We start from the raw sequence: 26,930 nt of genomic DNA, 5'->3' as shown, positions 1-26,930 counted from the left end.
ACTACTATTTACTGCAAGCCGTTCAGTGGTGACAAGGTCCTTCGCTGCGCTCAGGATGACAGGCCCCAACACCCAACACCTACACTTCCAGCGGCTGGGCGTGCTCCAACTCGGGCTCAGTCACGGCGTCGCCTTCAGCGGGACGGCTGGCGGTGTTGCCCACGGCATCAAACGCGGCCTGTAAGTCGGCCTGGATGTCCTCGAAATGCTCGATGCCCACCGAGAGGCGCAAGGACGTGGGCGTGACGCCCGCCGCCAGCTGCTCCTCGTCGCTGAGCTGCTGGTGCGTGGTGGCCGATGGCTGAATAATGAGCGTCTTGGCGTCGCCCACGTTGGCCAGGTGGCTGATGAGCTTCAGGTTATCGATGAACTGCGTGGCCGTTTCCTTGCTGCCTTTGATGCGGAAGGAGAGCACGCCGCCGAAGCCGCGCTTCAGGTATTTCTGGGCCAGGCGGTGGTAGGGGCTGCTGGTCAGGCCGGGGTAGTTCACGCTTTCTACCTGCGGGTGCTGCTCCAGCCAAGTGGCAATTTTGAGGGCGTTTTCCACGGTGCGCTCCACGCGCAAACTCAGGGTTTCGAGGCCAATGAGCAGTTGGAAGGAGTTGAACGGGCTTTGCGAGGGGCCGAAGTCGCGCAGGCCTTCCACCCGGGCCCGGATGATGAAGGCAATGTTGCCGAACGGCCCACCTTTGCCAAACACGTCGTTGAACACCAGCCCGTGGTAGCCGTCGCTGGGCTCGGTGAACTGCGGAAATTTGCCGTTGCCAAAGTCGTAGGTGCCGCCGTCCACAATCACACCGCCAATGCTGGTGCCGTGCCCGCCAATCCACTTCGTGGCCGACTGCACCACGATGTGCGCGCCGTGCTCCAGGGGCCGGAACAGGTAGCCGCCCGCGCCAAACGTGTTGTCCACAATCAGGGGCAAGTCGTGCCGGTTGGCAATGGCCGCAATGGCCTCAAAATCCGGAATGCTGAAGCTGGGGTTGCCAATGGTTTCGAGGTAGATGGCCTTGGTATTTTCGTCAATCAGCTCCTCGAAGCTGGCCGGGTTGTCGCCGTCGGCAAAGCGCACCTCAATGCCCAAGCGCTTGAATGCCACCTTGAACTGGTTGTAGGTGCCGCCGTAGAGAAAGGCCGTGCTCACGAAGTTGTCGCCGGCCTGCAGGATGTTGTTGAGGGCAATGAACTGCGCGGCCTGGCCTGAGCTGGTGGCCAGCGCGGCCACGCCGCCTTCCAGCGCCGCCACGCGCTGCTCAAACACGTCGGTGGTCGGGTTCATCAGGCGGGTGTAGATGTTGCCGAACTCTTTCAGGGCAAACAGGTTGGCGCCGTGCTCAGCGTTTTTGAACACGTAGGAAGTGGTTTGGTGAATGGGCACGGCGCGCGAGCCGGTGACGGGGTCGGGCTGCTGGCCGGCGTGGAGTTGTAGGGTTTCGAAGTGCAGGGATTGAGCGGACATGATGAGTCTGGTTTGAAAGTTGAAAACCGTAATAATGTGAATGAATGTGGCGCTAATGAGCTTGCAACGAAGCATTTGAAGCGCGGTGAAACCCCCGGGTATGCCCGTGTTGAAGCGGTGGCCCGAGCCCGCGCGCCGGCCCCGAAAGGGCGCGCGCCGGCCACGAAAAGCCACCAGAAAAATTCAGAAAGGAGGGAGGGGGTGCCTAAGCCGAAATCAGCCTAGCAACAACACGGGCAACAACAGCACATTCGCATGCGCGCCGAGGCCGCAGCGGACGTCCAGCCGCCACGGGCCGAAACAGCAAAACCCGAAACCGAGGCGCGCAAAGCAGCCGAAGGAATCGGGTTGAAAAAAGCGAAACGAGAAGAATTTTCCATGGCACTCGCGTCATATGCCCCACCTTGGCCGAAGCCGCGGTGGGTAGGAATTGGCACCTTTCACAGGAAGGAAGGTTGCCAGCGGGTCAGGGAGCCTAGTCTCTCGCCGCTTCTGTATAAAACTGAAAACTGCCCGCCGCTAGCGGGGAGTACCGGGTTGGTGAGGGCAAAGGTAGGCAAGAAATTTTTTGGCGGGCAAGCGGTGGGGGTGAAAAAATTTGCTCAGGTCCAGAATCGCCTGTCATCCTGAGCGCAGCGAAGGACCTTCTCACGGCTGCGCTGGCGGCTGCAAACCGTTCAGTGGTGAGAAGGTCCTTCGCTGCGCTCAGGATGACAGGCGATTTTAGGTCCGTTCAGACGCAAAAAAGCCACCCTGAAACAGAGTGGCTTTTCTCACCTTTTTTCTGCAAAAAAGTACCTAGAGACTAGGTAGGGTTAACACCTGACCGACTTCGATATGGTCAGGGTTACTGCCGATGGTGGCCTTGTTGGCCTCGTATATTTGATGCCACTTGGCGGCATCGCCGTAGTGGTGTTTTGCAATTTTAGAAAGTGAGTCGCCGCTCACCACGGTGTACGAATCGCCGGCGGTGGCGGGAGCGGCGCCGGCTGCATTTCCGAAAAAATCAGTGCCGCCAGCAGCCGGCTGTGCTGCGGGCTCTACGGGTTTTTGCTCGCCTTTGTCGCTGAGAAAATCAAAGAGTCCCATGGATTAGTTCAGTTTGGTGGAGAAAATTTTGGGAAACGCCGACCCCGGGGCCGGCTAACAGGGCAGCTATACGGGCAACCTCAGGCGGGGTTACGCCTTAAACCCTTTTGCTTGCGGCCCGTAAGCCGACGAGTTTGCAACCGCAGGCGTTCTCATTCTTTCACCATTCTTCTTTTTGTGCTCATGAAACTTCAGTCTCTTTTTTCGCTCCGTTATCTCGCTAGTCTGTTGTTGCTGGTGTCGTTGTTTGCCACGGCCTGTGGCAGCGACAAAGGAAAGGTAGAAGGCGTGAATATGTTGTACGGCACCGATAGCAAGGTGTGGAAAACCGCCAAAGAAACCGATACTGCCGGCGACAAAGTGAAGCAAACCGACGCGCAAAAGCAAGAGGAGCTCCGCATTTTTGCCAACGGCACCTACAACATGACCGGCGCGAGCGGCGCCGTGACCGGCAAATACACCTTCGACCAGGCCGGCAAAACCATCACCATGACCCCCGATGGCTCGACCACCAGCAACACCTTCGCCGTGGAAACCCTCACCGACGACAAGCTCACGCTGAAGTCGGCCGACGGCGCCGCCCTAATGCTGGAGGCAGAATAGCTTTCACAGTTGATTCCATAAAAAAGCCCCGGGCCGTTGCGGTTCGGGGCTTTTTTGTAGCGCGAACTTTGTGGTTCGCGTGGCAGAACGATGTCTGAACGGTGCGGGACACGCGAACTACAAAGTTCGCGCTACGATGCTACGGCGCCGGCCGCCGGCCGCTTGCCGAACACCCGCGCCACCCAGCGCGGCAGGAATATCAGCCCGAGCACGAGGTACAAGTAGTAGGTCACGATGCGGTAGAGAAACACCAGGAAGCCCGTCATGGTGGCCGTACCGATGAACTTGCCGAAAAACGTGGGGAACGCGCCCTCCGCAATGCCCGCGCCGCCCGGCGTGATGGCCACCAGCAGGATGACTTTGTAGGTGATGTTGCGGGCAAAGATGAACAGGAACGTGCCCGCGTCCATGGGCACGAAGGCGGCGATGAGGCAGCCGATGATGGCGTAGCGAGCCGTCCAGACGAAGGCCGTGCTCACGCTGGCGCGCCACCAGTAGGCCGGGCCGTTGCCGCGCAGCTGGATGGACGCCCGCACCAGCTCCTGGCCGTGGTGGTAGGCTTTGCGCCGCCAGCGCCGCAGCAGGGGCAATGAAAACAAACGCACCATGAGGCGGCGCACCGAGCGCGGGTTGACGAAAATGGCGTATAGCATGAGCCCCGCGTAGAGCGTCACAAACAAATAGCTCACCCCAAACGCCACCCGCAACGTGGCCACGAAGCCGGTTTGCAGGGCCTCGTGCGGGTAGAGGCCGGCGCCGGCGATGAGGACTACCAGCGGCACCATCACCACGTAGTACAGGTTGTCGAGCAGGGCCGTGACCATGATGTAGGCCAGACCTTTGCCCAAGGGGATGCCTTCTTTTTCGAGGATAAACGGCGCTGCCCCGGTGCCGCCCTGGCCCGAAGGCAACACGCAGGAGGCAAATTCCCAAATCACAATCACATCCAGCGCCTGCCGGTAGGTGAGCTCGGTTTCGGCGATGTGGCGGATGCGGTAGATGTAGCCCAGGTCGCGGGCGGCCAGCACGAGGATGGCCACGGCCAGCCAGCGCCAATCGGCGTGGGCCAGCGGAGCCAGCTCGCCGGGCTTGTAGTTGTGCCAGAAGAGGTAGCCCACCACCAGCAGCCCCAGCGCCACCGGCAAAATGAGGCGCGACGGCCGCAGGCGCTGCAAAAAGTGCGCGTCGTGGTCGGTAACGGTGGGTGGTTGGGGCTTGGGCATTCTCGGCAAGGTAGGCAGCCGGGCAAAAGTAGGGCGTGGCCGGGCAGTGGCAGGTTAAAGAACGATTAATAAAGGCGGCTGCAGCGGGAATGCAGGAACTGCCCTAAACCAGAACGTCACGTCGAGCCTGTCGAGACATCTCGCGTGGGGAGTAATTCTTTTCTTGCGATTGGATTACTTCAGCACGCGAGATGTTTCGACAAGCTCAGCATGACGTTTTTTGCTGCTTTAAGCGCCGGCTTAAGCCGTGGGGCTAGGGCCGCCCGCCGGGGCTGCCGGCCGGCACGGTGCCGTTGGGCGTGCTGGTGCCCGGCGAGGGCACGTTGGCCGGCGAATTGAGCGGGCTGCCTACGGGCGCCGCGGGCTGGCGGCCCGTCGAGTCGGCGGGCTGGGCCGTGGGTTGCTGCAGGCTGGGCCGGCCGGCGGGCTGCTGGCCGTTGGCCGGCCGGCCGGTGCTGTCAGCCGGGGTTTTGCCCGAGGTGCTGTCCGAAGTCATCGGGCGTTGCATGCCGCCGGGGTAGCCGCCGGGCCGCTGGCCGCCCGCCGGGGCCGCACCGGGCGCACCCGCGGGCCGGGCCCCGCCCGGGTAGCCGCCGGGCCGGCCACCGCCGGCCGGGGCACCGCCCCCGCCACCGGCGGGAGCCCCGCCGCCAGCGCCGCCACCCCCGCTCAGGTCGGCGCCACCGCCCCCACCGCCGTCGCCTTTCAGGTCGTCGTTATTAATGCTCTTGCCGCGGCGCGTGGGGCCAGCGGTGAGCTTGCCGATGCGGTAGCTGAAGTTCACCTGGAAGCTCAGGTTGTGTAGCACGTTCACGCTGGTTTGGTCCAGCAGCGGACTGGCGATGGTGTTGCGGATGTTGATGGAATTGGTGAAGAAGTTTTGCGCGCCGAGGCCGAAGCTGCCCTTTTTGTCGGCAAAGTCGCGCCGCACGCTCAGGCCGTAGAAGCCGAAACCGCTCTGCTCGCCCTGCAACTGCACCTGCCGCCCGCGGTAGAACCCGAAGGCCTGCAAGGCCCACACATCCGTGAACTTGTAGCTGCCAAACAGGCGGCCGCTGGCCACCAGGCCCTGGTTGCTGGCGTTGTAAAACGCGTCGGACACGTTGTTTTTCAGCACGGCGTAGTAGGTGTCCACGCCGCCATTGAGGTTGAATTTGCCGCTGTTGACGCTGGCAAACACGCTGGCGCCGTACGCGTCCTCGTTGCCGATGTTGGCGTAGCCAACCCGCTGGATGCCGGTGGGAACGTTGTTGGCGTCAACGTCCGGCGTGCGCACGGATTGAATGGAGCCCGTGGTGTTGCGGGCAAAAGCCGACAGGTTCAGGTTCACTTTCTTCACGAGCGTGCTGTAGCCGAGCTCGTAGTTGTTGGTGTATTCGGGTTCGAGGTTGGGGTTGCCTTCAGTGTACACCAGCGGGTTAGACTGCTGCCGGTTCGGGTTCAGGAACTGCAGCGAGGGGCGCTGGATGCGGCGGTTGTAGGCCAGCTTCACCACGTTGCCGTTGGCGAGCTTGCGCGAGAAGTTCACGCTGGGCACCAGCACGCCGTAATCGGGAATGTCCACCGCCTTGCCATCCTTGAAATCGGCCGAAATGGTGGTGTACTCGTAGCGCACGCCGGGCTTCAGGGTGAAGCCCTTGGGCAGGCTCATGGTGTAGGCCACGTAGCCGGCGGCCACGTTCTGGCGGTAGTTGAAGCCGTTGTTCAGGGTCACCCCGGGGCGGGGCACGAAGGCCCCGTTTTCGCCCTGCGCCTCCAGGTAGCTGTAGTCGCTGTTCACGCGGCGCAGAATGTCTTTGGCGCCGAACTCCAGCACCTGGGTTTTGCCGATGGGCGACTGATAATCGGCCTGCACCGTGAATTCCTCGTTGGCGCTGGGGTTGTCGTTGCGCAGGCGGCTGGCCGTGCTGAAATCGGAGTTCAGCACGGTGTTCGTGAAGTCGTTGGTGCGGTCGTTGCGGCTGTACAGCGTCAGAATGCTGAACTCCTGCTGCGGCTTCTCGAAGGTGTGGGTGTAGTTGAGGCTGGCGTCCACGGTGCCCGAGTTGTCGACCACGCTCACGTCGCGCACCGAGTTGCCCTGCGAGGAGGTAGAAATGGTGGTGAGGCGGCTCTGGTCGTTGTTCGAGCGCCGCGCGCCGTACGAGAGCGAGGCCTGCAGCGAGTTGTGCGGGTCGATGTCGTAGTCCCAGCCCAGCACCGAGCGGCCGAAGCCCTGGTTTTGCTTGGTGTCGGCCGACTGCAACGTGCTGTAGCTGCTGGCCGGAATGTTCGTCACCACCCCGGTCACGGGGTCGCGGTAGCTTTGGGCCAGCGTGCGCACCGTCTGCTCGTTCGTAAAACTGCCCGGAATGTTGTAGCCCGCCCGGCCGCCGGCGTTCAGCGAAAAGCCCATCTTGCCGGTGCGCAGGCTGCCGTTCAAGTTGATGTTGCTGCTGCGCGTGCCCACGCTGGCATCAATGCCCAGCGTGCCGCCGCTCAGGTTGTTGGTTTTGGTGATGATGTTGATGATGCCGCCCGAGCCTTCCGCGTCATATTTAGCCGAAGGCGAGGTGATGACTTCCACGGTCTTAATCTGCTCGGCCGGAATCTGGCGCAGGGCGTCGGCAATGCTGTTGGCCGCAATGGCTGAGGGCTTATTGTTGATGAGCACGCGGATGTTGGAGCTGCCGCGCAGGCTCACGTTGCCATCGAGGTCCACGCTCAGCAGCGGCACGCGCTTGAGCACGTCGGTGGCGTCGCCGCCGCGGGCCGTCTGGTCGTTTTCGGCGTTGTACACGGTGCGGTCCACGCGCTCCTCAATCAGCGGCTTTTGGGCCGTCACCACCACTTCGCCCAGTTTCTGGGCCGATACTTCCAGCTTCACCGTGCCCAGGTCGGTGGCGGCGCCGGCGGTCACGACCACGCCGGGGCGCTCCTCGTTTTTGTAGCCCACAAAGCTGACTTGCACCTTGTAAGTGCCCGCCGGAATGCCGGGCAGCACAAACTTGCCATCGTCGCCGCACACGCCCCCGTTCACTGGGGTGCCGGCGGCGTCAAGCACCGCTACGGAGGCGTAGGACACGGGCTTGCCCGTTGCCGCATCGGTCACGGTGCCGCTGACGCGGCCGGCGGCAGCGCGCGGGCTGGCCGGGGCAGTGGCGGCGGGGCGCTGGCCCGAGCCGGGAGTTTGCTGGGCCGAAGCCACGGAAGAAGCGCCCAACAGCGCGGTGAGTAGAACGGCGGTAGCCGGTACGTTTCGTTTCATACAAGTCATAACGGCCAAAGTGCCGCCAGGGGGCCGGAGGTTGCATCCGGCGTCTTTTATTGTAAGTATTGACCGTGATGGCAGCGCGCAGCGAAGCATCTTTACCGCGCAACACAATCCAGTCGATTGGATTGGTGACGGCGGGCAAGGTGCTTCGCTGCGCGCTGCGTGACCAGTCTTGATTGAGGAACAGCTGCGTTACGCAAAGGTCCCCACGAAGGGTAAGCGTCTGATGAAAAAGTAGATTATCAACAGCTAAATCCCGACCAAGGGCCCGATTCTGCCGGTTCCGAACAACCGCTCTTCCTTCGCCGTCGTACCTTTGTGCCGGCCCCACAATCTTTTAGCGGGTCAGGCGGTTACCTACCGTCACTACTCCCACCACGCCTGCCCCGATGATAGTTGAACCCGGCCCGCTGCTCGCGGCGATAGACTCGCCCGACGACCTCAAAAAGCTTGCTCCTGAGCAATTAGTCCAGCTGAGCACCGAGCTGCGCGAGTTCATCATCGATTCGGTGAGCATCTACGGCGGCCACTTTGGCGCCTCGCTGGGCGTGGTCGAGCTGAGCGTTGCCCTGCACTATGTCTTCAATACGCCCTACGACCAGCTGGTGTGGGACGTGGGCCACCAGGCTTACGGCCACAAAATCCTCACTGGCCGCCGCGACCGGTTCCCCACCAACCGCCGTTACCATGGCATGTCGGGCTTCCCCAAGCGCAGCGAGAGTGAGTACGACGCCTTTGGCGTGGGCCACAGCAGCACCAGCATCGGGGCGGCGCTGGGCATGGCCGTGGCTTCTGACTACAAGGGCGAGAAGGACCGACAGCACATCGCCGTAATCGGCGACGGCGCCATGACGGCCGGCATGGCCTTTGAGGCACTCAACCACGCCGGCGTGGCCAATTCCAATCTGCTGGTTATCCTGAATGACAACTGCATGAGCATCGACCCCAACGTGGGCGCGCTCAAGGAATACCTCACCGACATCACCACCTCCCGCACCTACAACAAGGTGCGCGACGAGCTGTGGAATGTGCTGGGCAAGCTCTCGAAATTCGGCCCCAACCCTCAGCAGATTGCCCGCAAAGTGGAGGCGGCCATGAAGGCGACCCTGCTCAAGCAGAGCAACCTGTTTGAGGCCCTGAAATTCCGCTATTTCGGTCCCGTGGACGGGCACGATGTGCAGCACCTCGTCACCATTCTCAACGACCTGAAAACCATTCCCGGCCCCAAAATCCTGCACTGCGTGACGGTGAAGGGCAAGGGCTACGCGCTGGCTGAAAAGGACCAGACGCTGTGGCACGCGCCGGGCCTGTTCGACAAAATCACGGGCGAGATTTACAAGAAAACGCCCGAGAAGCCCCAGCCACCCAAGTACCAGGACGTCTTCGGCCACACGCTGGTGGAACTGGCCGAGGCCAACGACAAAATCATGGGCGTGACGCCGGCCATGCCCTCGGGCTCGTCGCTGAACATCATGATGGAGGCCATGCCCGACCGTGCCTTCGACGTGGGCATTGCCGAGCAGCACGCCGTCACGTTCTCGGCCGGCCTGGCCACGCAGGGCTTGGTGCCGTTTTGTAACATCTACTCCTCGTTCATGCAGCGCGGCTACGACCAGGTGGTGCACGACGTGGCCCTGCAAAACCTGCACGTGGTGTTCTGCCTCGACCGCGCCGGCTTTGCGGGCGCCGACGGCCCCACCCACCACGGCTGCTACGACCTGGCCTACATGCGCTGCATCCCCAACATCGTGGTGTCGGCCCCGATGAACGAGCAGGAACTGCGCAACCTGATGTACACCGCCACCCTGCCCGAAAACGCGGGCCCCTTCAGCATCCGCTACCCGCGCGGCGAGGGCGTGATGCCGCAGTGGCGCACGCCGCTGCAGCGCGTGGCCATCGGCACGGGCCGCGTGGTGCGCGAGGGCGAAGAGGGCGGCGTGGCCATCCTCAGCATCGGCCACATCGGCAACTATGCGGTGAAGGCTACCGAAACCCTGCTGGCCGAAGGCCTTGACGCGGGCCACCACGACATGCGCTTCTGCAAGCCGCTGGACGAGGAAATGCTGCGCGACATCGCCCGCCGCTACCGCGCCATCGTGACCGTGGAAGACGGCTGCCTGCCCGGTGGCTTCGGTTCGGCCGTGCTCGAATTTCTCACCGACCACGGCTTTCACCTGCCGGTGCGCCGCCTCGGCATCCCCGACCGCGTGGTGGAACATGGCACCCAGGACGAACTCTACAAAGAGTGCGGCTTCGATGCCGCCGGCATTGCCGCCGCCGTGCGCGAGCTAAGCGCCAAAGTGGGGAATCAACTGCTGCAATCGGTGGTTTAGCCATTGCCGCACCGGTTTATCTGCCGGTTTGTGTGGCAAGCTTGGCTTGTGGTGCCCTAGCTTTTGCTAAATCACCTTTCTGCACCTTTCGAATATATGCGAATTACTAATTTCTTCGTCCCTGCGCTGCTGGCGGGTACGCTTTTAACCGGTTGTAGCAACGATGCGCCGGCCCCCAAGCCTACGCCCACGGTTTCCACCATTCAGGTGACGGTTTCGGAGGCCGGCGCGCCATCCTACGACCTCAACGAGGCGCACGTAGTTGACGCCAACTACCGGTCCGGCGCCCCCCGGCTGAGCCTTGCCGGCAAGCTCAGCAACGGCAAAACATTGCTGCTGAACTTCACCAAAGGCACCGCTACTACTGACTATACCACCAATGCCTTAACCAGCACGCTGGAAGGCGCCACGGGAACGAATACCGTAGGGACGACGACCTACGACGTGCAAACGAAGCTCGTGACCGGGAGTTTCCGCACCACGTACCCGGGCGTGGGGGAGGTGGTGGGCTCCTTCGCGGGCATTCAGTTGTAAGGGCCTACGCGTCCGGCAGAGACTACAAGAAGCCCTCGTAGCGCGTGCTGCGGGGGCTTCTTTTTTTAAGCATGGTTTAGGCAAATGTCGTTTCGTCGCTCACGCGCAACTCCACGGCAACAGGTGCTTTTACCAGCTGGTTGAGTTGCACGGTGCGAATGTCGGTCATGGCGGTGCGCGGTGGAAAATCCTCGGTGAAGCCCACGCAGATGATGGCTTGGACGACGCTGCCCGCTGGGATAATTCCTAAATCATAGAAATCATTGATGGAGGCAGCCAACTGTGGAATGCACTTTTCAACGCGCGCACTCCGACGCCTGAAAACGCCGTGCGAGAATTCTACAAACCGGAGCTGCTGCTCATGGGCCAGCGCACAATCGCAGCGGGTACCATCGCCGGAAGAATAAAGGCAGCAGTCAATCTTGACTAAGTGGACAGGGCTAGCCGTTTGGTTTCTAACGGTAAAGTCATTGAGTTGCGGGCTGCCTTCCCGTTTGCTGGTTGGCTGGCGCTTGATGAGTTCGGCAGAACCTTCTTCGCGCTCCGGCAGTGGTGGGTCGTAGAGGTAGAGTTCTGGTTCGGGGTGGATACTGAGGCACTGCGGGGCGATGCGTTCCGTGAGGCGGACAATCATTTGACGGCAATGCCTTTCGACAGGCGAATAAGATTGTCGAAGGCATCGGCGGCATCCCCGGAGAGGGCGTCCAACTCGTTGTTGTCAATCATCCCCAACTCCTCGTTCACCAACGACTGCACGCCGCCGTTTTCCACCTGGTAGCAGGCAAATTCCTTAGGGTTTATCCAACTGGCTTCGGGCACGAGGGCTGCTACTTCTGCTCGCCGGTCAGGGTATTGCTCCGCCACTTGGTAAGCGTAAAGCAGCAAATTCAGGTGCGACAAAATGTAGGGGCTGTGCGTAGTTATCGTCAGGTCGTTTTCGCCCTTGGTGCATTTCTCTACCAGCCAGTTCAGCAGCCCTTGCTGGGCGGTGGGGTAGAGGTTCAGTTCCGGCTCTTCAATAATGAAGCTGGCACTGTATCGATTTGCCTCAAAAGCAACAACCGTAAGCATTGGAATAACGGATTGAAAACCGCTAGCGCTTTCTGCTAAAGGCATAATAGACTCTCCCAACTTATTCTTGACACTTACTAGGTATTGGCCATCCATCTGGAAGTATTGCGCATCCAAAAATGGAATTGTGAAAGTGGACTGCTTTGTGAGTGAAGCGCGTGCCATTTCAAATTCGCCTAAAAAATCAATTAGAATAGATGCAAGGCCCGCTTTCTGACTTTGTAGCTGAAAACCGGCACCCGTAACAAATGCAGCTATTGCACGGTCAGCAGGTATATAATGAAGCGTCGGGAAATAGGAAGAAACTAGTTTCCAATACGCACTAATCGCCTCATTTGACTTCATACCTAACTTAACAGCGAAGCCAGTCGAAAATAAGTCATTAGTTATAATCCCATATTCTTCTGAAAGAGCCTGCAGTTGGGGGCCTATTTGTGCTTCAAAGGCTGTTTGAATAGATGCAGAAAATCGAATCCCTCCTTCTTCACCACCGAAGCCTCCGACAAGCCATAGAGACTTCCAGGAAACATCAGAGTCCATTTGCCCAAAATTTTGAATAGCGTATAACGCTAAATTTTCACCTACTAGACTAGCACGTGTTGCCTCATTGCCGGTGAAGAAGAATTCACTATCCCGAAAAATCGCCGCCAGCTTCGCCAGCGTGCTCTTCCCGCCCCCAGTTGGCCCAATAAAAACGGTGACGCGCTTGAAGTCCACCGTGGCGTCTTTGATGGGGCCGAAATTCTTGACAACTAGCTGCTCGTTCATAACCTTTTCAACAACGGGACGGGCCCAAAAGTAACACGCGGCGGCCCCCGTTGCCGGAAGCCGCCGCGTGGGCATTTATGCGGAAACCGGCTTAGCGGTACTTCTCGCGCTGGAAGCCGGCGGCGCGCAGTTCGGCTTTGTACTCGGCGTCGTCGGGGTAGTTGGCGTCGAGGACTTTGGCCAGGGAGGAGAGGGCCTGCTCGATTTGGGCACGCAGGGCGTCTTTGGCGGCCACGGCTTTTGAGACGGCGCCGTTGGCGTCGGCGAGGTGGTTCACCAGCTCGTTGTAGCGCGTGGCGATGGGCTTCCAGAAGGCCACGCCGTAGTCGCCGTCGTCGATTTTTTCGGTTTTGAGGCCGGCCACCAGGGTGTTGAGGGCCGCCGCGCGCTTGGTGCGGTCTTTCACCACCACGTAGGCCGCGCCCGACTTGCTGATGCCCAGCGTGGGGTAGTAGGCGAGGGCTTTTTTCTTGTCGTACTTGTCCACCAGGCGGGCCTTGATACGGTAGAGGTTGGCCTCAATCCGGGCGTCGAGGTCGAGCAGCTCGTCGGCATCGATGGGGCGGGCCGAGCCGGTTTGCTGGCGGGAGCCCACGGCCGCGTCGTAGGCGGTGCTCAGGTCGGCGAAGGCGGCGGTGAGGTAGCGCAGCGTAAGCCACGGGTTGACGCCCCAGTATTTGGCGGCGGCCACGGCCTGGGCGGCCAGCTGCTGGTCGTTGGTGGCCAGCAGCGGCGTTTTGCGGGGTTTGGGGAGAGCTTGAGGTTCCATGCGTAGAAGAAAAGGGAATTAAATGAGCGCCTAAGGTACTGAAAGCGTTATAATAACCACGCCATAGGCCGCCAGGGAGGCCCGCGTTGCTTCGCCAAGCGGTTTTGGAAGGATTGGGAAGGCTGGCGAAGCTTCGCCAACGGGTTTTTACCGAACAAAAGAGGTTGGCGAAGCTTCGCTAACCCTTTTTGTCAGGATTGGGAAGGCTGGCGAAGCTTCGCCAGCCTGTTTTGTAGGGAAAAAATGCCCTGGCGAAGCTGTGGTGGCCTTTGCTGCCTAAGCAAAGCGGCGGCGACGGCTCTGCTACCCGGCCGGTTGGCGTGAGGAGGGCAAAAACAATCTTGCCCGCCCGGCTGTCTTCTCCTGCGCTCTCGACGACGGGCCGCCTGGTCCTGCCGTCGCGCTTCACTGATAATCCCGAACCCATGTCCACCTACCATCCTACGTTCGCCCTCGGCGGCGACCTTACTGTCAACCGCCTCGGCTACGGCGCCATGCGCATCACCGGCCCCGGCATCTGGGGCCCGCCCGAGGACCACGCCGAATCCATCCGGGTGCTGCAACGCGCCGTGGAGCTCGGCGTCAATTTCATCGACACGGCCGACAGCTACGGCCCCAACGTGTCGGAGGAGCTCATTGCCGAAGCCCTGCACCCCTACGCGGCCGGCCTCGTCATCGGTACCAAGGGCGGCCTGCTCCGCACCGGGCCCAACGAGTGGCCCATCGACGCCAGCCCCAAGCACCTCGACGAAGCCCTGCACGGCAGCCTGAAGCGGCTGAAACTGGAGCAGATTGACTTGTACCAGCTGCACCGCATCGACCCGCAGGTGCCGTTTGAGCAGACGCTGGAATTTCTGCAGAAGGCCCAGCAGCAGGGCCTCATCAAGCACATCGGCCTGTCCGAAGTCAGCGTTGAGCAAATCAAAAAGGCCCAGGAATACGTGAAAGTCGTGTCCGTGCAAAACATGTACAGCGTGGACAACCGCAAGTGGGAAGCCGAGCTCACCTACACCCGCGAGCAGGGCATGGCCTTCATTCCGTGGTACCCGCTGGCCGGTGGCAACAAGGCCGCCCTGGCTGCCCTCGGTACCCTGGCGCAGAAGCACGGCGCCACGCCCGCGCAAATTGCCCTGAGCTGGCTGCTGCACCACTCGCCCAACATCCTGCTCATCCCCGGTACCTCCAAGGTGAAGCACCTGGAAGAGAACCTGAAAACGGCCGACATTCAGCTCTCGGCCGAGGACCTGGCGGCGCTGGACGCCATCGGCGCGGCGTAGGTTTGGCGCGTTTCAGCCGCGACCAAAAGAGGCCCTGCAACCACCGTTGCGGGGCTTTTTTGCGGGTGGGGCTGTCGTGGCGGCTCTTGTCATCCGGAGCGCCGCGCAGGACCTTCTCACGTCAGACAGAGCAACGTGAGAAGGTCCTTCGCTGCGCTCCGGATGACAAGAATTGTCTTTTACGTTGAGCTGCCGCCAAAAAACACGGTAGGCAGTAGGGTACAGTAAGGTTTACCTTTCGGGCGCTTCTAGTTTCACGTCCCACTTCATCCTGAAAAAGCATGAGTTCACTTCGCCGTTCCCGGCTGCTGGCCGTAACACTGCCCGGCCTGTTGTGGCTGGCGGCCTGCGGGTCCAACCAGTCCGCCGACCACTCCACCACTTCCACCCCGGCGTCGGCTTCCGCCGATTCGGCCCAAACGACCACCCCCGCCATGCCCACCTCCGCCTCCTTCGGCAAAACCGCCGACGGCACCGAAGTGCAACTCTTCACCCTCTCGAACGCCAACGGCGTAAAGGCCACCATCACCGACTTTGGCGGCACGCTCACCAGCCTGCTCGTGCCCGACAAAGACGGCCAACTGGGCGACGTCATCCTCGGCTTCGACAACGTGAGCGGTTACCAGAGCCCCGAGTTTCTCAAGGCCGGCCCCTATTTCGGCGCCCTCATCGGGCGCTACGGCAACCGCCTCAAGGGCGGCAAATTCACGCTCGACGGCAAGGCCTACACCCTGGCCAAAAACAACGGGCCCAACACCCTGCACGGCGGCCTCAAGGGCTTCGATAAAGCGGTGTGGCAGGCCAAGCCCGGCGCATCGGCCGACGGCCAAAGCCTCACGCTCACCTACCGGAGCAAGGACGGCGAAGAAGGCTACCCCGGCAACCTCAACGTGACCGTGGTGTACACCCTCACCAACGACAACGCCCTGCGCATCGACTACACCGCCACCACCGACAAGGCCACGGTGCTCAACCTCACCAACCACGCCTACTTCAACCTGAACCACGGCGCCGGCCAGGACGTGCTGGGCCACGAGGTAACCATCCCCGCCGACCGCTACACCGTGGTGGATGCCACCCTGATTCCGACCGGCGAGCTGAAGCCGGTCAAGGGCACGCCCTTCGATTTCACCGCGCCCCATGCCATCGGCGAGCGCATCGCGCAGGTGCCCGGCGGCTACGACCACAACTGGGTGCTGAACGGCGGCGCCGGCGAGCACCCCGCCGCCACTGTGTACGAGCCCACCACCGGCCGCACCCTGGACGTGACCACCGACCAGCCCGGCGTGCAGTTCTATACCGGCAACTTCCTCGACGGCACCCTGAAAGGCAAAGGCGGCACCGTGTACGGCAAGCACGCCGGCTTCTGCCTCGAAACCCAGCACTTCCCCGACTCGCCCAACCAGCCCGGCTTCCCCAGCACCGAGCTGAAGCCGGGCGAGACGTTCCACTCCGTGAGCACCTACAAGTTCGGGGTGCGGAAGTAGGAACGAAGCAGGAACAAGGAATAAAAAAAGCCCGTCATGTCGAGCTGGTCGAGACATCTCGCGTGCCACCACTAATCCAATCGATGGAGTTAGTAACACGCGCGAGATGTCTCGACCAGCTCGACATGACGCGGCCAGGGCCTAAAAACCATCAATCAAACACTCGTGGAACAACCCACCACCCCCGCCTACGTCCTCGGCGTTGACTACGGCACCGACTCGGTGCGCGCCGTGCTGGTCGATGCCCGCACCGGCGCCGAAAAAGCCCAGGCCGTGCACGCCTACGCCCGCTGGAAAACCGGCCAGTACTGCAACCCGGCCAAAAACCAGTTCCGCCAGCACCCACTCGACTACATCGAAGGGCTGGAAGCTGTGGTGCGCCAAGTGGCCCAGGCGGTGCCCACCGACCAAATCAAAGGTCTCGCCGTGGACACCACCGGCTCCACGCCCGGTCCGGTGAATGCGCAGGGCGTGGCGCTGGGCTTGCTGCCCGAATTTGCCGAGAATCCCAACGCCCAGTTCGTGCTCTGGAAAGACCACACCGCCCTGAGCGAAGCCGCCGAAGTCAACCACAAAGCCCGCACCTGGGGCGGCGAGGATTTTACCAAGTTCGAGGGCGGCATTTATTCCTCGGAGTGGTTCTGGGCCAAAATCGCCCACGTGGTGCGCGAAGACGAAGCCGTGGCCCAAGCCGCATATTCCTGGATGGAGCACTGCGACTGGATAACCCTGCTGCTCACCGGCGGCGACCTGGCCACGTTCAAGCGCAGCCGCTGCGCCGCCGGCCACAAGGCCATGTGGCACGAGAGCTGGGGCGGCCTGCCTGCGGAGGAGTTTCTCACTCACCTCGAACCCAAACTCGCCGGTTTACGCCAACGGCTATTCACCGAAACCTACACCGCCGACGAGGTAGCCGGCCACCTTTCCGCCGAGTGGGCCGAGCGCCTGGGCCTGAGCACCGACACCGTGGTGGCCGTGGGTTCTTTCGATGCCCACGCCGGCGCCGTGGCGGGCGAAATCGAAGCCTATTCGATGGTGAAGGTGATGGGCACCAGCACCTGCGACATCGTGGTGGCGCCCACCAGCGAAGTGGGAGCCCACCTCGTGGCCGGCATCTGCGGGCAGGTAGACGGCTCCGTTATTCCGGGCATGCTGGGCCTCGAAGCCGGCCAGTCCGCTTTCGGCGACTTGCTGGCCTGGTTCCGCCAGATGCTGGAGTGGCCCCTGCAACACGTGCTGCCGCACTCCAACGTGCTGACGCCGGAGCTGCAAGCCGCCCTGCGCGAGGAAATGAGCAACACACTGCTGGTGCAGCTCAGCGAAGCCGCCGCGAAGGTGGACCCGGCGGAATCGCAGGTTTTGGCCCTGGACTGGGTGAACGGCCGCCGCACGCCCGACGCCAACCAGGCCCTGAAAGGCGCCCTGATGAACCTGACCATGGGCACGAGCGCGCCGCAGGTGTTCCGGGCGCTGGTGGAGGCCATTTGCTACGGCTCGAAGCAGATTGTGGAGCGGTTTGAGGAGGAAGGCATTCCGGTGAAGCAGGTCATCGGCATCGGCGGCGTGGCGAAGAAGTCGCAATTCGTGATGCAAACGCTGGCCGACGTGCTGAACCGGCCCATCAAAATTGCGGTGTCGGAGCAGGCGCCGGCGCTGGGCGCGGCCATGTACGCGGCCGTGGCGGCTGGCCTGCACGCCGACGTGCTCACGGCCCAGAAGGCCATGGGCAGTGGCTTCGCCGAAACCTACGAGCCCAACCCCGCCCGCGTGGCCGACTACGCGGCCCGCTACGAGCAGTACCAGGCCTTCGGCCGGTTCGTGGAAAGTAGCGTGGACTCTGCGAGTCCGCGCATGAACGACACCCAAATGAAGCTCGTCACGCGCGGACTCACAGAGTCCACGCTACAAGCTACCCAATGAGCCAGTACCAGGACCTGAAACAGGCGTGCTACGACGCCAACATGCAGCTGCCCAAGCTCGGGCTGGTGCTCTTCACCTTCGGCAACGCCAGCGTGGTGGACCGGGACAAAGGCGTGTTCGCCATCAAGCCCAGCGGCGTGCCGTATGAGACACTAAAGCCCGAGGACATCGTCATTCTCGACTTCGCCAACAACGTGCTGGAAGGGGAGAAGCGGCCCTCATCCGACACCAAAACCCACGCCGTGCTCTACACGCACTGGGAGCACATCGGCGGCATTGTGCACACGCATAGCACCTACGCCACGGCCTGGGCCCAGGCGCAGCTCGATATTCCCATCCTCGGCACCACCCACGCCGACCACCTCACCGTGGACATTCCCTGCGCCCCGCCCATGGAGGACGCCATGATTGCCGGCGACTACGAGCACCAGACCGGCTGGCAGATTCTCAACGAGTTTCAGCGCCGCGGCCTCTCGCCCTCGGAAGTGGAAATGGTGCTGCTGGCCAACCACGCGCCCTTTTCCTGGGGCAAAACGGTCGAAAAAGCCGTGTACAACAGCGCCGTGCTGGAAGAGGTGGCCCGCATGGCCTACCTCAGCTGCACGCTACGGCCGGAGGTGCCGCGCCTCAAGGATGCCCTCATTCGCAAGCACTACGAGCGCAAGCACGGCCTGCATTCCTACTACGGACAACAGTAGCGCGGACTTTGTAGTCCGCGTCCGAACGAAATCAAATTCACTTCCTCAAACGCGGACTACAAAGTCCGCGCTACTTCTATGATTAACCTTTCCCACTATGAAGCCTGGTTCATCACCGGCACGCAGCACCTCTACGGCCCCGAAACGCTGGAGGAAGTGGCCCGCCACTCGCAGCAGATTGCCGAGGAGCTGGGCACCAAATTGCCCATCAGAATCGTCTACAAGCCCATTCTGAAAACGCCGCAGGAGATTTTCAAGCTCATGCAGGAAGCCAACCAGTCCGAAAACTGCGTGGGCCTGATTGCCTGGATGCACACGTTTTCCCCCGCCAAAATGTGGATAAACGGGTTGAAAATCCTGCAAAAGCCGCTGGCGCACCTGCACACGCAGTTCAACCGCGACATTCCGTGGGCCGACATCGACATGGACTTCATGAACACCAACCAATCGGCGCACGGCGACCGGGAGTTTGGCTTCATCGGCACGCGCATGCGGCTGAACCGCAAAGTGGTGGTGGGCCACTGGCAAAGCGCCGCCGTGCAGGACAGCCTCAGCATCTGGAGCCGCGTGGCCTGCGCCTGGGCCGACTGGCAGTCGGCCCGGTTTATCCGCTTCGGCGACAACATGCGCTACGTGGCCGTGACCGAAGGCGACAAAGTGGAAGCCGAAATCAAGTTTGGCTACGAGGTGAACACCTACGGCATCGGCGATTTGGTGGCCGTGGTGAATGAAATCAGCGACGCGCAGATTGACGAGCTGCTAAGCACCTACGAGCAGGAATACGAGCTGGCCGACGACCTGAAAGCCGGCGGCGCCCAGCGCGACAGCCTGCGCGAAGCCGCCCGCATCGAGGCCGGCCTGCGGAAGTTCCTGCAGGACAAGGGCGCCAAGGGCTTCACCGATACTTTTGAGGACCTGCACGGCCTGGCGCAGCTGCCCGGCATTGCCACGCAGCGGCTCATGGCCGAGGGCTACGGCTTCGGCGGCGAGGGCGACTGGAAAACCGCGGCCCTGGTGCGCGCCATGAAGGTGATGGGCGCCGGCCTGCCCGGCGGCAACTCCTTTATGGAAGACTATACCTACCACTTCGCGCCCGGCAACGAGCAGGTACTCGGCTCGCACATGCTCGAAATCTGCCCCAGCATCGCCGAAGGCAAGGTGCGCGTGGAAGTGCACCCGCTGGGCATCGGTGGCAAGGCCGACCCGGCCCGCCTGGTGTTCAACTGCCCCGCCGGCCCGGCCCTGAACGCCACCATCGTGGACCTGGGCAACCGCTTCCGCATGATAGTAAACGAAGTGGAGGCCGTGGCGCCAGCGCAGGACTTGCCCAAGCTGCCCGTAGCCCGCGTGCTCTGGAAAGTGCAGCCGAGCCTGGCAGTTGGCGCGGCCGCCTGGATTCTGGCCGGCGGCGCCCACCACACCGGCTACAGCCAAAACCTCACCGCCGAATACCTGGAAGACTTCGCCGAAATGGCCGGCATCGAGTTCGTCATCATCGACGCCGATACCAAGCTCCGCACCTTCAAAAACGAGCTGCGCTACAACGAAGTGGCGTTTGGTGGGCGGTAGGCGCTACGCCAGATTGAACGATAAAAAAAGAACGTCATGTCGAGCTGGTCGAGACATCTCGCGTGCAGCAGTAATTCCTGATGATTGGATTACTACCACACGCGAGATGCTTCGACTGCGCTCAGCATGACGTTCTTTTTTGCTCAGCTAGTCTGCAGCCTTACAACGCCAGCGCCGCCAGCATAGCCTTCAGCCCCGCCTCGGCATCCTGGCCGAGGTGCACACGCAGGGTGCGGCGGTTGTTGTCGTGCAGGGCTTGCAGGTCGCCTAGCGCCTGGGCATTCTTGAAGGTGCCGAAGGTATAGGAGCGGCCGGGTAGCTGCAGGTCCTGCGGGTTGTCGTCGGTGAACTGCACGAACAGGCCGGTGTTGGGGCCGCCCTTGTGGTACTGGCCGGTGCTGTGCAGGAAGCGCGGGCCGTAGCCCGAGGTGGTGGCAATGTGCAGCGCCTGTTGCACGCGCTGGCGCAGTTCCAGCAGGCTGGCGCTCACGGCGGGCGTCTCGGTGAGGTAGGCTTGCAGGCACATGTAGTCGCCGGGTTTCGCTTGCGCGAAGAAGGCTTTGAGGACGCCGGCGGCGCCCTCGCCGTGGGCGGCGGTGTAGTAGTCCACGCCGTTTTCGCTGGCGGCGGGGGCGTCGCCTTCGGGCAGCTTGCCGTCGGCTTCCACGGCCTTCATCAGCTTGTCGGTGGCCGTTTTGGCGGCCTGCACGTTGGGCTGGTCGAAGGGGTTGATGCCAAACACGGCGCTGGCCACGGCCGTAGCCACTTCCCAGCGGTAGAACTCCTGGCCGAGGTCGAAGGCGTCCTTCATCAGCAGCGTGATGACGGGGTGCCCGGCCTGCGCCAGCGCCTGCAGCTTGCTGGTATTGGCCTCGTCGGCCTGGTCCTTATAGCCCACGTACACAAACACGCGGTCGGTGCCATAAATGCTGGGGTCGCCCAGCGGCTCGCCGGCCACGGGCAGGATGCCTTTGCCTTCCTTGCCGGTGCTTTCGGCCAGCAGCTGCTCCAGCCACAGGCCCAAATCGTGCAGCGACTCGGGCACCACCAGCGTGAGCTTGTCGCGGCCCTGTTCGGCCAGCACGCCGAGGGCGGCGCCCAGCTCCAGGCCGGGGTTTTGGTCGGTGGGGCCGTAGGCGCCGCAGGCGCGCATCATCAGAATGGCGCGTTCCAGAATCCGGCCGATGGGCAGGCCGTAGAGGGCCGCCGGCACCAGGCCGAAGTAGGTGAGGGCCGAGAAGCGGCCGCCCACTTCGGGGAAGTTGAGGAAGATGCGGCGGTACTTGGCCTCCGTGGCATCGGTCACGAACTTAGAGCCGGGGTCGGTGATGGCCACGAAGTTTTCGCCGGCCTTGTCGCCTTTGATTTCTTTGACTTTGGCGTAGAAATAGTCGCCGAAAGCCAGCGGCTCGGCTGTGGTCCCGGACTTGCTGGCCACGATGAACAGCGTCTCGGCCAGCGGAATGGAAGCTTCAATCTCGCGCACCGTGCCGGGGTCCGTCGTGTCGAGCACCGACATCGGCAGGCCTTTCTCGCCCATCGGGAAGGACGCTTTGAACACAATCGGGGCCATGGTGCTGCCGCCCATGCCCATCACCACCACGTGCTTGAAGCCGGCGGCCAGCACTTCGTTCACAAAGGTTTCGATTTCGGGCACGGCCGCTACCATCGTCTCGGCCACGCGCAGCCAGCCCATGTAGCTGCGGATGCTGTGCTGCCCGGCCTCGTCATTGGTCCACAGGTCGGCTTTCTTATCCCAAAAGCCCGCCACGAAGTTGCCGTCCTGGAATTTCTTGATTTGGGCGTCAATGTCGCTCTGGTACTGGCCCAACTCCATTTTGGCTTCGTCCACTTGGTCTTCCACGGCCAGCGCGCGCTTCTTCTCAATGGAGGCCAGCAGCTTGGCGAAGGGCTCCTTGAATTTCTTAGCGCCGTCTTCTTCCAGGTGCTGGGTCAGCTCGTCGAGGTTGAGGCCGAGCTCGGGCAGGCGGGCGATGACTTCGCGGGCCTTGTCAAGGCCCTCTTCCAGGCGCACGGCGGGCTGGCCTTTTTCGCGGAAAATGTCCAGCGTTTCCACCGGCACGGTGTTCACCGTTTTCGGGCCGATGAGGTTTTCGATGTACTTGAGGTCGTCGTATTTCGGGTTTTTGTTGCCGGTGCTGGCCCACAGCAGGCGCTGGGTTTCGGCGCCCTGGGCTTTCAGGGCCTCCCAGCGCGGGCCGGCGAAAATTTCCTTGTACATCTGGTACGCCTGCTTGGCGCTGGCCAGGGCCACTTCGCCCACCAGGCTTTGGGCCAATGTGCCCTTCTCGCCGCCTTCAGCCACGATTTTTTCCAGCATCGGGTCAATCAACACGTCGATGCGGCTCAAAAAGAAGCTGGCCACCGAGTCGATGCGGGCCAGCGGCTGGCCGGCCTGGGCGCGGTCTTCGAGGCCGGAGAGGAAGGCTTCCGTCACCAAACGGTAGCGCTCCAGCCCGAAAATCAGGGTCACGTTCACGTTCACGCCCTCCGAGATGAGGCGGCGGATGGCGGGCAGGCCTTCGAGCGTGGCCGGCACTTTTATCATCACGTTGGGGCGGTTCACCGTTTTCCACAGGCGCAGGCCTTCCTCAATGGTGCCTTCGGTGTCGTTCACCAGCTCCGGCGATACTTCGAGGCTCACGTAGCCGTCGCCGCTGGTCGTTTCGCGGTCGTAGAGGGGCCGAAACAGGTCGCAGGCGGCCTGCACGTCGGCCACGGCCAGGTTGGTGTAGATGTCGTCGGTGGTTTTGCCCTGCAAGGCCAGCGCCTTGATGGCCGAATCGTAGTCGGCCGTGTCGCCGATGGACTTGGCAAAAATGGCCGGGTTGGAAGTCACGCCGCGCAGGGCCTCGTCCTGAATGCGGCGCTGCAACTGGCCGTTAATCAGAATCGGGCGGCTGATAAAGTCCAGCCAGAGGCTTTGGTCAAACTGGCGGATGTCGAGAAGAGGATTCATAGAGGTGTGGTTGGTAAGGATGCCAAAGGTCTGGCAGGAACGGGGTTGTTTTCAACCTATACGCACAGAATGCGCGCAGGACGACGCAAAAGAACGCCCGCGGGCGCGGGCTACCGCCGGGCCGGGCGCGGCACTGCCCAAGCCGTGGCCGCCGGGGCCTCGCAGCGCCGCCGCAGCACGGCCAGGATGCGCCCCTGGATTTCGCTCATCACGTAGCCCGTCCACAGGCCGGCGTACCAGTTGAGGTGGGTACTGAGGCGCTGCTCGCTGTAGAGCACCAGCCGGGTGCGGCCGGGGCCGGCGGGCTGCAGCTCGTAGGTGCCGCGCAGCACGTCGAAAAACCGGCCGCCCACGATGACGTGCTCGTCAAACGTGGTGGGCGGGATGGTGGCCGTGTTGGGAGCTATGCTGAAGGAAAGGCGCCGCAGCGGCTGCCAGTCGTCCACGGTTTCGATGAATTCCACGCCGCGCTCGAAGGTGGCGTGGCGCACGCCGCCCACGCCCTCGTGGGTGAGGGTGGCCTCGATGGGGCGCGGAAAGCCGATGTCGTCAATCAGGCTGGGGCCCAAATCCTGCGCCGGAATGGGCGCCACCCGGATGATGTGCTGCCACACCACGGCGGCCGGCGCGTTGATGAGGACGATATTTTCGACGCGCCGGAAGTCGTCGGGGTTGTTGAACTGGTTTTCGAGGGGTGCGGTAATGAACGGCAGCAGGGCGAAGGCAGCCACAACCAGGGTTTTGTTGTCCTTTTTATCCTGCAGGTCGGCAATGGCGGAGTAGATAAATGCTCCAAAAAAAGCCAGCAATAAGTACAGCGGGCCGATGATGGCAATGCAAATAAAGCCTTCTAGGTGAAATAATAGCGCGCAGAACAGGAAGAGCATCACGGCGAAAAAAGGCGCCACCACCAGCCGGCGCCATTTGCCTTCGGTGGGCGGCAGGTAGTGGGCCGTGAGGGCGCCAATGGCCACGGGCGTAATCAGCAGAAACGAGCCCGTCAGCAAGCCGTTGTCATTGATGAAGGGTTCCCCCAGAATGAACCGGGCCACGAACGCATATAACAGCCCGATGCCGACGGCCAGGAAATAAGGAACGCGGGTCCGTGTAATCGGCATGAGTAGTTTTGATGAAATGAAACCGGGGCCGTGCCCTTGGTTTCGCAAGGTACCTGCCCGCATGAATCCACCCGCCAACCTGCCCACCATCGTCTTCCTCCACGGCTTTGCCGAAAGTCGCGAGGTATGGACCGATTTCACCCGCCCGTTCCCCGACGGCTACCGGTTGCTGGCGCCCAACCTGCCCGGCCACGGCACCAACCTGGCCCCCGTGCCCGACTTCTCGATGGAAGCCCAGGCCCGCTACGTCATCGACTACCTCAACCAGAAAGGCTGCCCCGAGCCCGTGCTGCTGGTGTGCCACAGCATGGGCGGCTACGTGGCCCTGGCCCTGGCCGAGCGCTGGCCCCAGCGCGTGGCCGGCCTGGCGTTCATCAACTCCACGGCCCTGGCCGACACCGACGAAAAGCGCCAGAACCGCGAGAAGAACATCGGCTTCGTGGAAAAGCACGGCGTGGCCAAGTTCATGGAATCGTTCGTGCGCCCGCTCTTCGCGCCGGTCAATCGCGACAAGCTCACCGACGCCCGCGGCCTGCTCGAAGAAATCGGCAAAGCCACGCCGGTCAGCACCATCACTGGGGCGCTACGCGGCATGGCGGCCCGCCCGCAGCGCATCCAGGTGCTTGCCAACGCCAAATTCCCGGTGCTAATGGTGGCCGGCAAACACGACGTGGCCGTGCATTTCGACGACGCCGTGCGCCAGGCCGCGCTGCCGGCCGAGGGCCACGCCCTATTTCTGGAAGGCAGCGGGCACCTGGCCTACCTGGAGCAGGCCGAACCCACGCGCCGCGCCGTGCTGGCGCTGGCCGAGGCCGTGTTCGGGAGCTAAGGGCGCCCGGTGGCCAACCGATACGAAATGGGAATGACCTGAAAAACCCGCGCGGGCCGGCCCTGCAGCACGGCGGGCGCCGTGGCGGCGGGCAGCCGGGCCGCCGTACTCAGCACCTCATCGTCGAGCACCGAGCCGGCGGTGCCCAGAATCTGGCGTTGCTCGATGGCGCCGCTTTCGGCCACTTCAAAGTACAGATACACCGTGCCCTGCTCCTGCGCGCGCATGGCCGCGGGCGGGTATTTCACTTGCAGTTGCATGAAGGTGGTCAGGCCTTTGGCCGACGCCAGCCGGGCCAGCGTTTTGGGGTTGCTCAGGCTGCGTTCCAGGTAGGGGTTGCGCTGGGCCTGCAACAGGGCCGTCAGGTTGGGGAAGGTCGGCAGCTGCTCGGCGTAGGCGTAGGGCTGCGCCGCGGCGGGCGTGGCAAAGTCGAGCACCAGATGCACCTTGCGGGTGCTGCCCTTCTGGTCGTCGGCGTCGGGCGTGCCGGGCTTCCAGGCAGGCATGCGGGCCTGCAGGTAAGCCAGGGCCGTTTCCGACGCTTTGCGGAGGGCTTTCGGGGCTTTGGGCGGGTCGATTAGCTTAAAATCCCGGGGCGTGCGGCCGTCCTGCAGCTCAAACTGCACCAGCATGCGGCCCGTGGGCGCGGGCGTGGCCAGCCGCGTGCTGCGAAACACCAGCGCCCGCAGCGAATCGGGCCCGCCGGGGTAGCGCGGGCCGGTGTAGGCCACCGGAGCCGGCGCGGTTTGGCCGTGGGCAATGGGCGCGGCGACCAGCAAGGCCAGCGTTGCAAAAAAGGTAGGAAACAACCGTTTCATGAAGGGCAGCTAGTTTGAGTTCCGGAGCGCAAGCTAGCGCCGCGGCACCCAAAAACGCCCAGCCACTGCGTAGCGACTAGGCGTTTCCCTACGGCAGGCAATCAAGCCATTCAACTGCCATAGTCGAACTGGCCAAAAACCGGCATTCCTCAAGCCAGCCGTGCCGATGCCGCTGGCCGGCGCGAGTATTATTCCGGATAAGCTAAACAATTCGCGCACTTGCGGCTTACCTTCACGCGTTTTTTTATTGTTGCGCTTATTGCGTGATTTTTTATTTCATTATCAATGCGATTTATTTTACTAGCGTTGGGCCTGTTCTTGGGCTTTTCGGAGATGGGTTGGGCCCAGCCTTTTGCCTCGGCGGCGGAGCCGGTCAGCGCCGCCTCAGCAGCGCCCGTGCCGCCGGAGCTCAAGCCCCACGGCAGCGTGTATTTCAGCTGGGGCTACAACCGCGACTGGTACACGCGTAGCGACATCCGCTTCAAAAACCTCACCACCGACAACTACGATTTCACCTTCGTGAACGCCCACGCCAGCGACAAGCCCGATTTTAAGGACTTCTGGCGGTTCAACTCCTGGACTATCCCGCAGTACGACATGACGCTGGGCTACCTCTTCCACGACCGGCACGACCTGGGCCTGGAAATCAGCTGGAACCACCTCAAGTACGTGGTCGACGACAACCAGCTCATCCACGTGCGCGGCCAGATTAGGGGCCACCAAATCGACAAAGACACCCTCGTGACGCCTGATTTCGTGCACCTGCAGCACACCAACGGCAACAACTACCTCATGGTGAACCTGGTGAAGCGTAAGGTGCTCTGGAGCCGGCCCCACCTGCAACTCAGCGCCATTGGCAAAGTGGGGGCGGGGCCCATGATTTCCTACACCATTTCCACGGTGCTCGGCAACCACCAGGAAGGCCCGTTCCACTACCACGGCCTGGTGGTGGGCACCAGTCTGGGCCTGAAAGCCGATATTTTCCGCTACGTTTTCCTGCAAACCGACCTGCAGGGCGCCTTCGCCGACTACACCAACACCTACCTCGGCGACGACCGCCAGGGCCGGGCCACCCACGTTTTCGGCTCTCTGCAAGCCATCTGGGCCTTCGGCTTCAACGTGCCGCTATAAT

The 26,930-nt window shown here is 62.3% G+C and carries 20 protein-coding genes and 1 riboswitch; of the genes, 10 read left to right on the top strand and 10 right to left on the bottom strand.

Annotated features, from left to right (window positions below; all coding sequences use genetic code 11):
• Positions 1-79: 79 nt before the first annotated feature.
• Complete coding sequence (locus I2H31_RS21505; RefSeq protein ID WP_196295119.1) at positions 80-1,459, bottom strand: O-acetylhomoserine aminocarboxypropyltransferase/cysteine synthase family protein; 1,380 nt, start codon at positions 1,457-1,459, stop codon at positions 80-82.
• 387 nt (positions 1,460-1,846) lie between these two features.
• Positions 1,847-1,962: riboswitch (SAM riboswitch) on the bottom strand.
• Positions 1,963-2,257: 295 nt separating this feature from the next.
• Positions 2,258-2,548, bottom strand: a complete 291-nt coding sequence (locus I2H31_RS21500) for a LysM peptidoglycan-binding domain-containing protein (RefSeq protein ID WP_196295118.1) — start codon at positions 2,546-2,548, stop codon at positions 2,258-2,260.
• 183 nt (positions 2,549-2,731) lie between these two features.
• Between I2H31_RS21500 and I2H31_RS21495 the strand changes: the two genes are divergently transcribed.
• Positions 2,732-3,151 (top strand): hypothetical protein, encoded by a 420-nt coding sequence (locus tag I2H31_RS21495; protein ID WP_196295117.1) that lies wholly within the window; start codon positions 2,732-2,734, stop codon positions 3,149-3,151.
• A 131-nt stretch (positions 3,152-3,282) separates the two neighbouring features.
• On the opposite strand, the gene I2H31_RS21490 is transcribed toward I2H31_RS21495, so the two are convergent.
• Together I2H31_RS21490 and I2H31_RS21485 are read right to left on the bottom strand one after the other, a co-directional pair.
• The gene (locus I2H31_RS21490; RefSeq protein ID WP_196295116.1) at positions 3,283-4,374 is read right to left on the bottom strand and encodes a lysylphosphatidylglycerol synthase transmembrane domain-containing protein; all 1,092 of its coding nucleotides are present in this window, start codon (positions 4,372-4,374) and stop codon (positions 3,283-3,285) included.
• 253 nt (positions 4,375-4,627) lie between these two features.
• Positions 4,628-7,621, bottom strand: a complete 2,994-nt coding sequence (locus I2H31_RS21485; RefSeq protein ID WP_196295115.1) for a TonB-dependent receptor domain-containing protein — start codon at positions 7,619-7,621, stop codon at positions 4,628-4,630.
• Between the two features lie 395 nt (positions 7,622-8,016).
• Here I2H31_RS21485 and dxs point away from each other — a divergent pair, with 395 nt between their 5' ends.
• Both dxs and I2H31_RS21475 read left to right on the top strand, forming a co-directional pair.
• A complete protein-coding gene (gene dxs / locus I2H31_RS21480; RefSeq protein WP_196295114.1) occupies positions 8,017-9,960 on the top strand; it encodes a 1-deoxy-D-xylulose-5-phosphate synthase in 1,944 nt (647 codons plus the stop codon).
• Positions 9,961-10,056: 96 nt separating this feature from the next.
• Positions 10,057-10,494 (top strand): hypothetical protein, encoded by a 438-nt coding sequence (locus I2H31_RS21475; RefSeq protein ID WP_196295113.1) that lies wholly within the window; start codon positions 10,057-10,059, stop codon positions 10,492-10,494.
• Positions 10,495-10,570: 76 nt separating this feature from the next.
• Here the strand turns inward: I2H31_RS21475 and I2H31_RS21470 are convergent, their stop codons facing one another.
• From I2H31_RS21470 to I2H31_RS21460, 3 genes are all read right to left on the bottom strand, one after another.
• Positions 10,571-11,128: a hypothetical protein gene (locus I2H31_RS21470; RefSeq protein ID WP_196295112.1), complete on the bottom strand. Its 558-nt coding sequence runs from the start codon at positions 11,126-11,128 to the stop codon at positions 10,571-10,573.
• The gene (locus tag I2H31_RS21465; protein ID WP_196295111.1) at positions 11,125-12,333 is read right to left on the bottom strand and encodes an AAA family ATPase; all 1,209 of its coding nucleotides are present in this window, start codon (positions 12,331-12,333) and stop codon (positions 11,125-11,127) included. Before I2H31_RS21465 ends, I2H31_RS21470 begins: the two co-directional genes overlap by 4 nt.
• A gap of 91 nt (positions 12,334-12,424) precedes the next feature.
• The gene (locus I2H31_RS21460) at positions 12,425-13,102 is read right to left on the bottom strand and encodes a hypothetical protein (protein ID WP_196295110.1); all 678 of its coding nucleotides are present in this window, start codon (positions 13,100-13,102) and stop codon (positions 12,425-12,427) included.
• A 425-nt stretch (positions 13,103-13,527) separates the two neighbouring features.
• On the opposite strand from I2H31_RS21460, the gene I2H31_RS21455 reads away from it, so the two are divergent.
• The 5 genes from I2H31_RS21455 to araA all read left to right on the top strand — a co-directional run bounded on the left by I2H31_RS21455 (position 13,528) and on the right by araA (position 20,053).
• Positions 13,528-14,379: an aldo/keto reductase gene (locus I2H31_RS21455; protein ID WP_196295109.1), complete on the top strand. Its 852-nt coding sequence runs from the start codon at positions 13,528-13,530 to the stop codon at positions 14,377-14,379.
• 281 nt (positions 14,380-14,660) lie between these two features.
• Positions 14,661-15,866: an aldose epimerase family protein gene (locus I2H31_RS21450; protein ID WP_196295108.1), complete on the top strand. Its 1,206-nt coding sequence runs from the start codon at positions 14,661-14,663 to the stop codon at positions 15,864-15,866.
• A gap of 165 nt (positions 15,867-16,031) precedes the next feature.
• On the top strand, positions 16,032-17,786 hold the full coding sequence (locus tag I2H31_RS21445) for a ribulokinase (protein WP_196295107.1): 1,755 nt from the start codon (positions 16,032-16,034) through the stop codon (positions 17,784-17,786).
• Positions 17,783-18,484, top strand: a complete 702-nt coding sequence (locus I2H31_RS21440) for an L-ribulose-5-phosphate 4-epimerase (protein ID WP_196295106.1) — start codon at positions 17,783-17,785, stop codon at positions 18,482-18,484. Before I2H31_RS21445 ends, I2H31_RS21440 begins: the two co-directional genes overlap by 4 nt.
• Positions 18,485-18,562: 78 nt before the next feature.
• Positions 18,563-20,053, top strand: coding sequence for an L-arabinose isomerase (gene araA, locus I2H31_RS21435; protein ID WP_196295105.1), 1,491 nt, complete (start codon positions 18,563-18,565; stop codon positions 20,051-20,053).
• A 160-nt stretch (positions 20,054-20,213) separates the two neighbouring features.
• Here the strand turns inward: araA and I2H31_RS21430 are convergent, their stop codons facing one another.
• Together I2H31_RS21430 and I2H31_RS21425 are read right to left on the bottom strand one after the other, a co-directional pair.
• The gene (locus tag I2H31_RS21430) at positions 20,214-23,033 is read right to left on the bottom strand and encodes a bifunctional transaldolase/phosoglucose isomerase (RefSeq protein WP_196295104.1); all 2,820 of its coding nucleotides are present in this window, start codon (positions 23,031-23,033) and stop codon (positions 20,214-20,216) included.
• 110 nt (positions 23,034-23,143) lie between these two features.
• Positions 23,144-24,151: an SRPBCC family protein gene (locus I2H31_RS21425; RefSeq protein ID WP_196295103.1), complete on the bottom strand. Its 1,008-nt coding sequence runs from the start codon at positions 24,149-24,151 to the stop codon at positions 23,144-23,146.
• Positions 24,152-24,212: 61 nt separating this feature from the next.
• On the opposite strand from I2H31_RS21425, the gene I2H31_RS21420 reads away from it, so the two are divergent.
• The gene (locus I2H31_RS21420; protein ID WP_196295102.1) at positions 24,213-24,980 is read left to right on the top strand and encodes an alpha/beta fold hydrolase; all 768 of its coding nucleotides are present in this window, start codon (positions 24,213-24,215) and stop codon (positions 24,978-24,980) included.
• Here I2H31_RS21420 and I2H31_RS21415 read toward each other — a convergent pair.
• A complete protein-coding gene (locus tag I2H31_RS21415) occupies positions 24,977-25,798 on the bottom strand; it encodes an energy transducer TonB (RefSeq protein ID WP_196295101.1) in 822 nt (273 codons plus the stop codon). The two genes, I2H31_RS21420 and I2H31_RS21415, sit on opposite strands and share 4 nt — an antisense overlap.
• A gap of 285 nt (positions 25,799-26,083) precedes the next feature.
• Between I2H31_RS21415 and I2H31_RS21410 the strand changes: the two genes are divergently transcribed.
• Positions 26,084-26,929, top strand: a complete 846-nt coding sequence (locus tag I2H31_RS21410; RefSeq protein ID WP_230687973.1) for a hypothetical protein — start codon at positions 26,084-26,086, stop codon at positions 26,927-26,929.
• Position 26,930: the final 1 nt, after the last annotated feature.

It is taken from the genome of Hymenobacter ruricola (assembly GCF_015694525.1).
In the GTDB taxonomy this organism is placed as follows: domain Bacteria; phylum Bacteroidota; class Bacteroidia; order Cytophagales; family Hymenobacteraceae; genus Hymenobacter; species Hymenobacter ruricola.
This window is presented reverse-complemented; position numbering and strand designations above follow the sequence as displayed.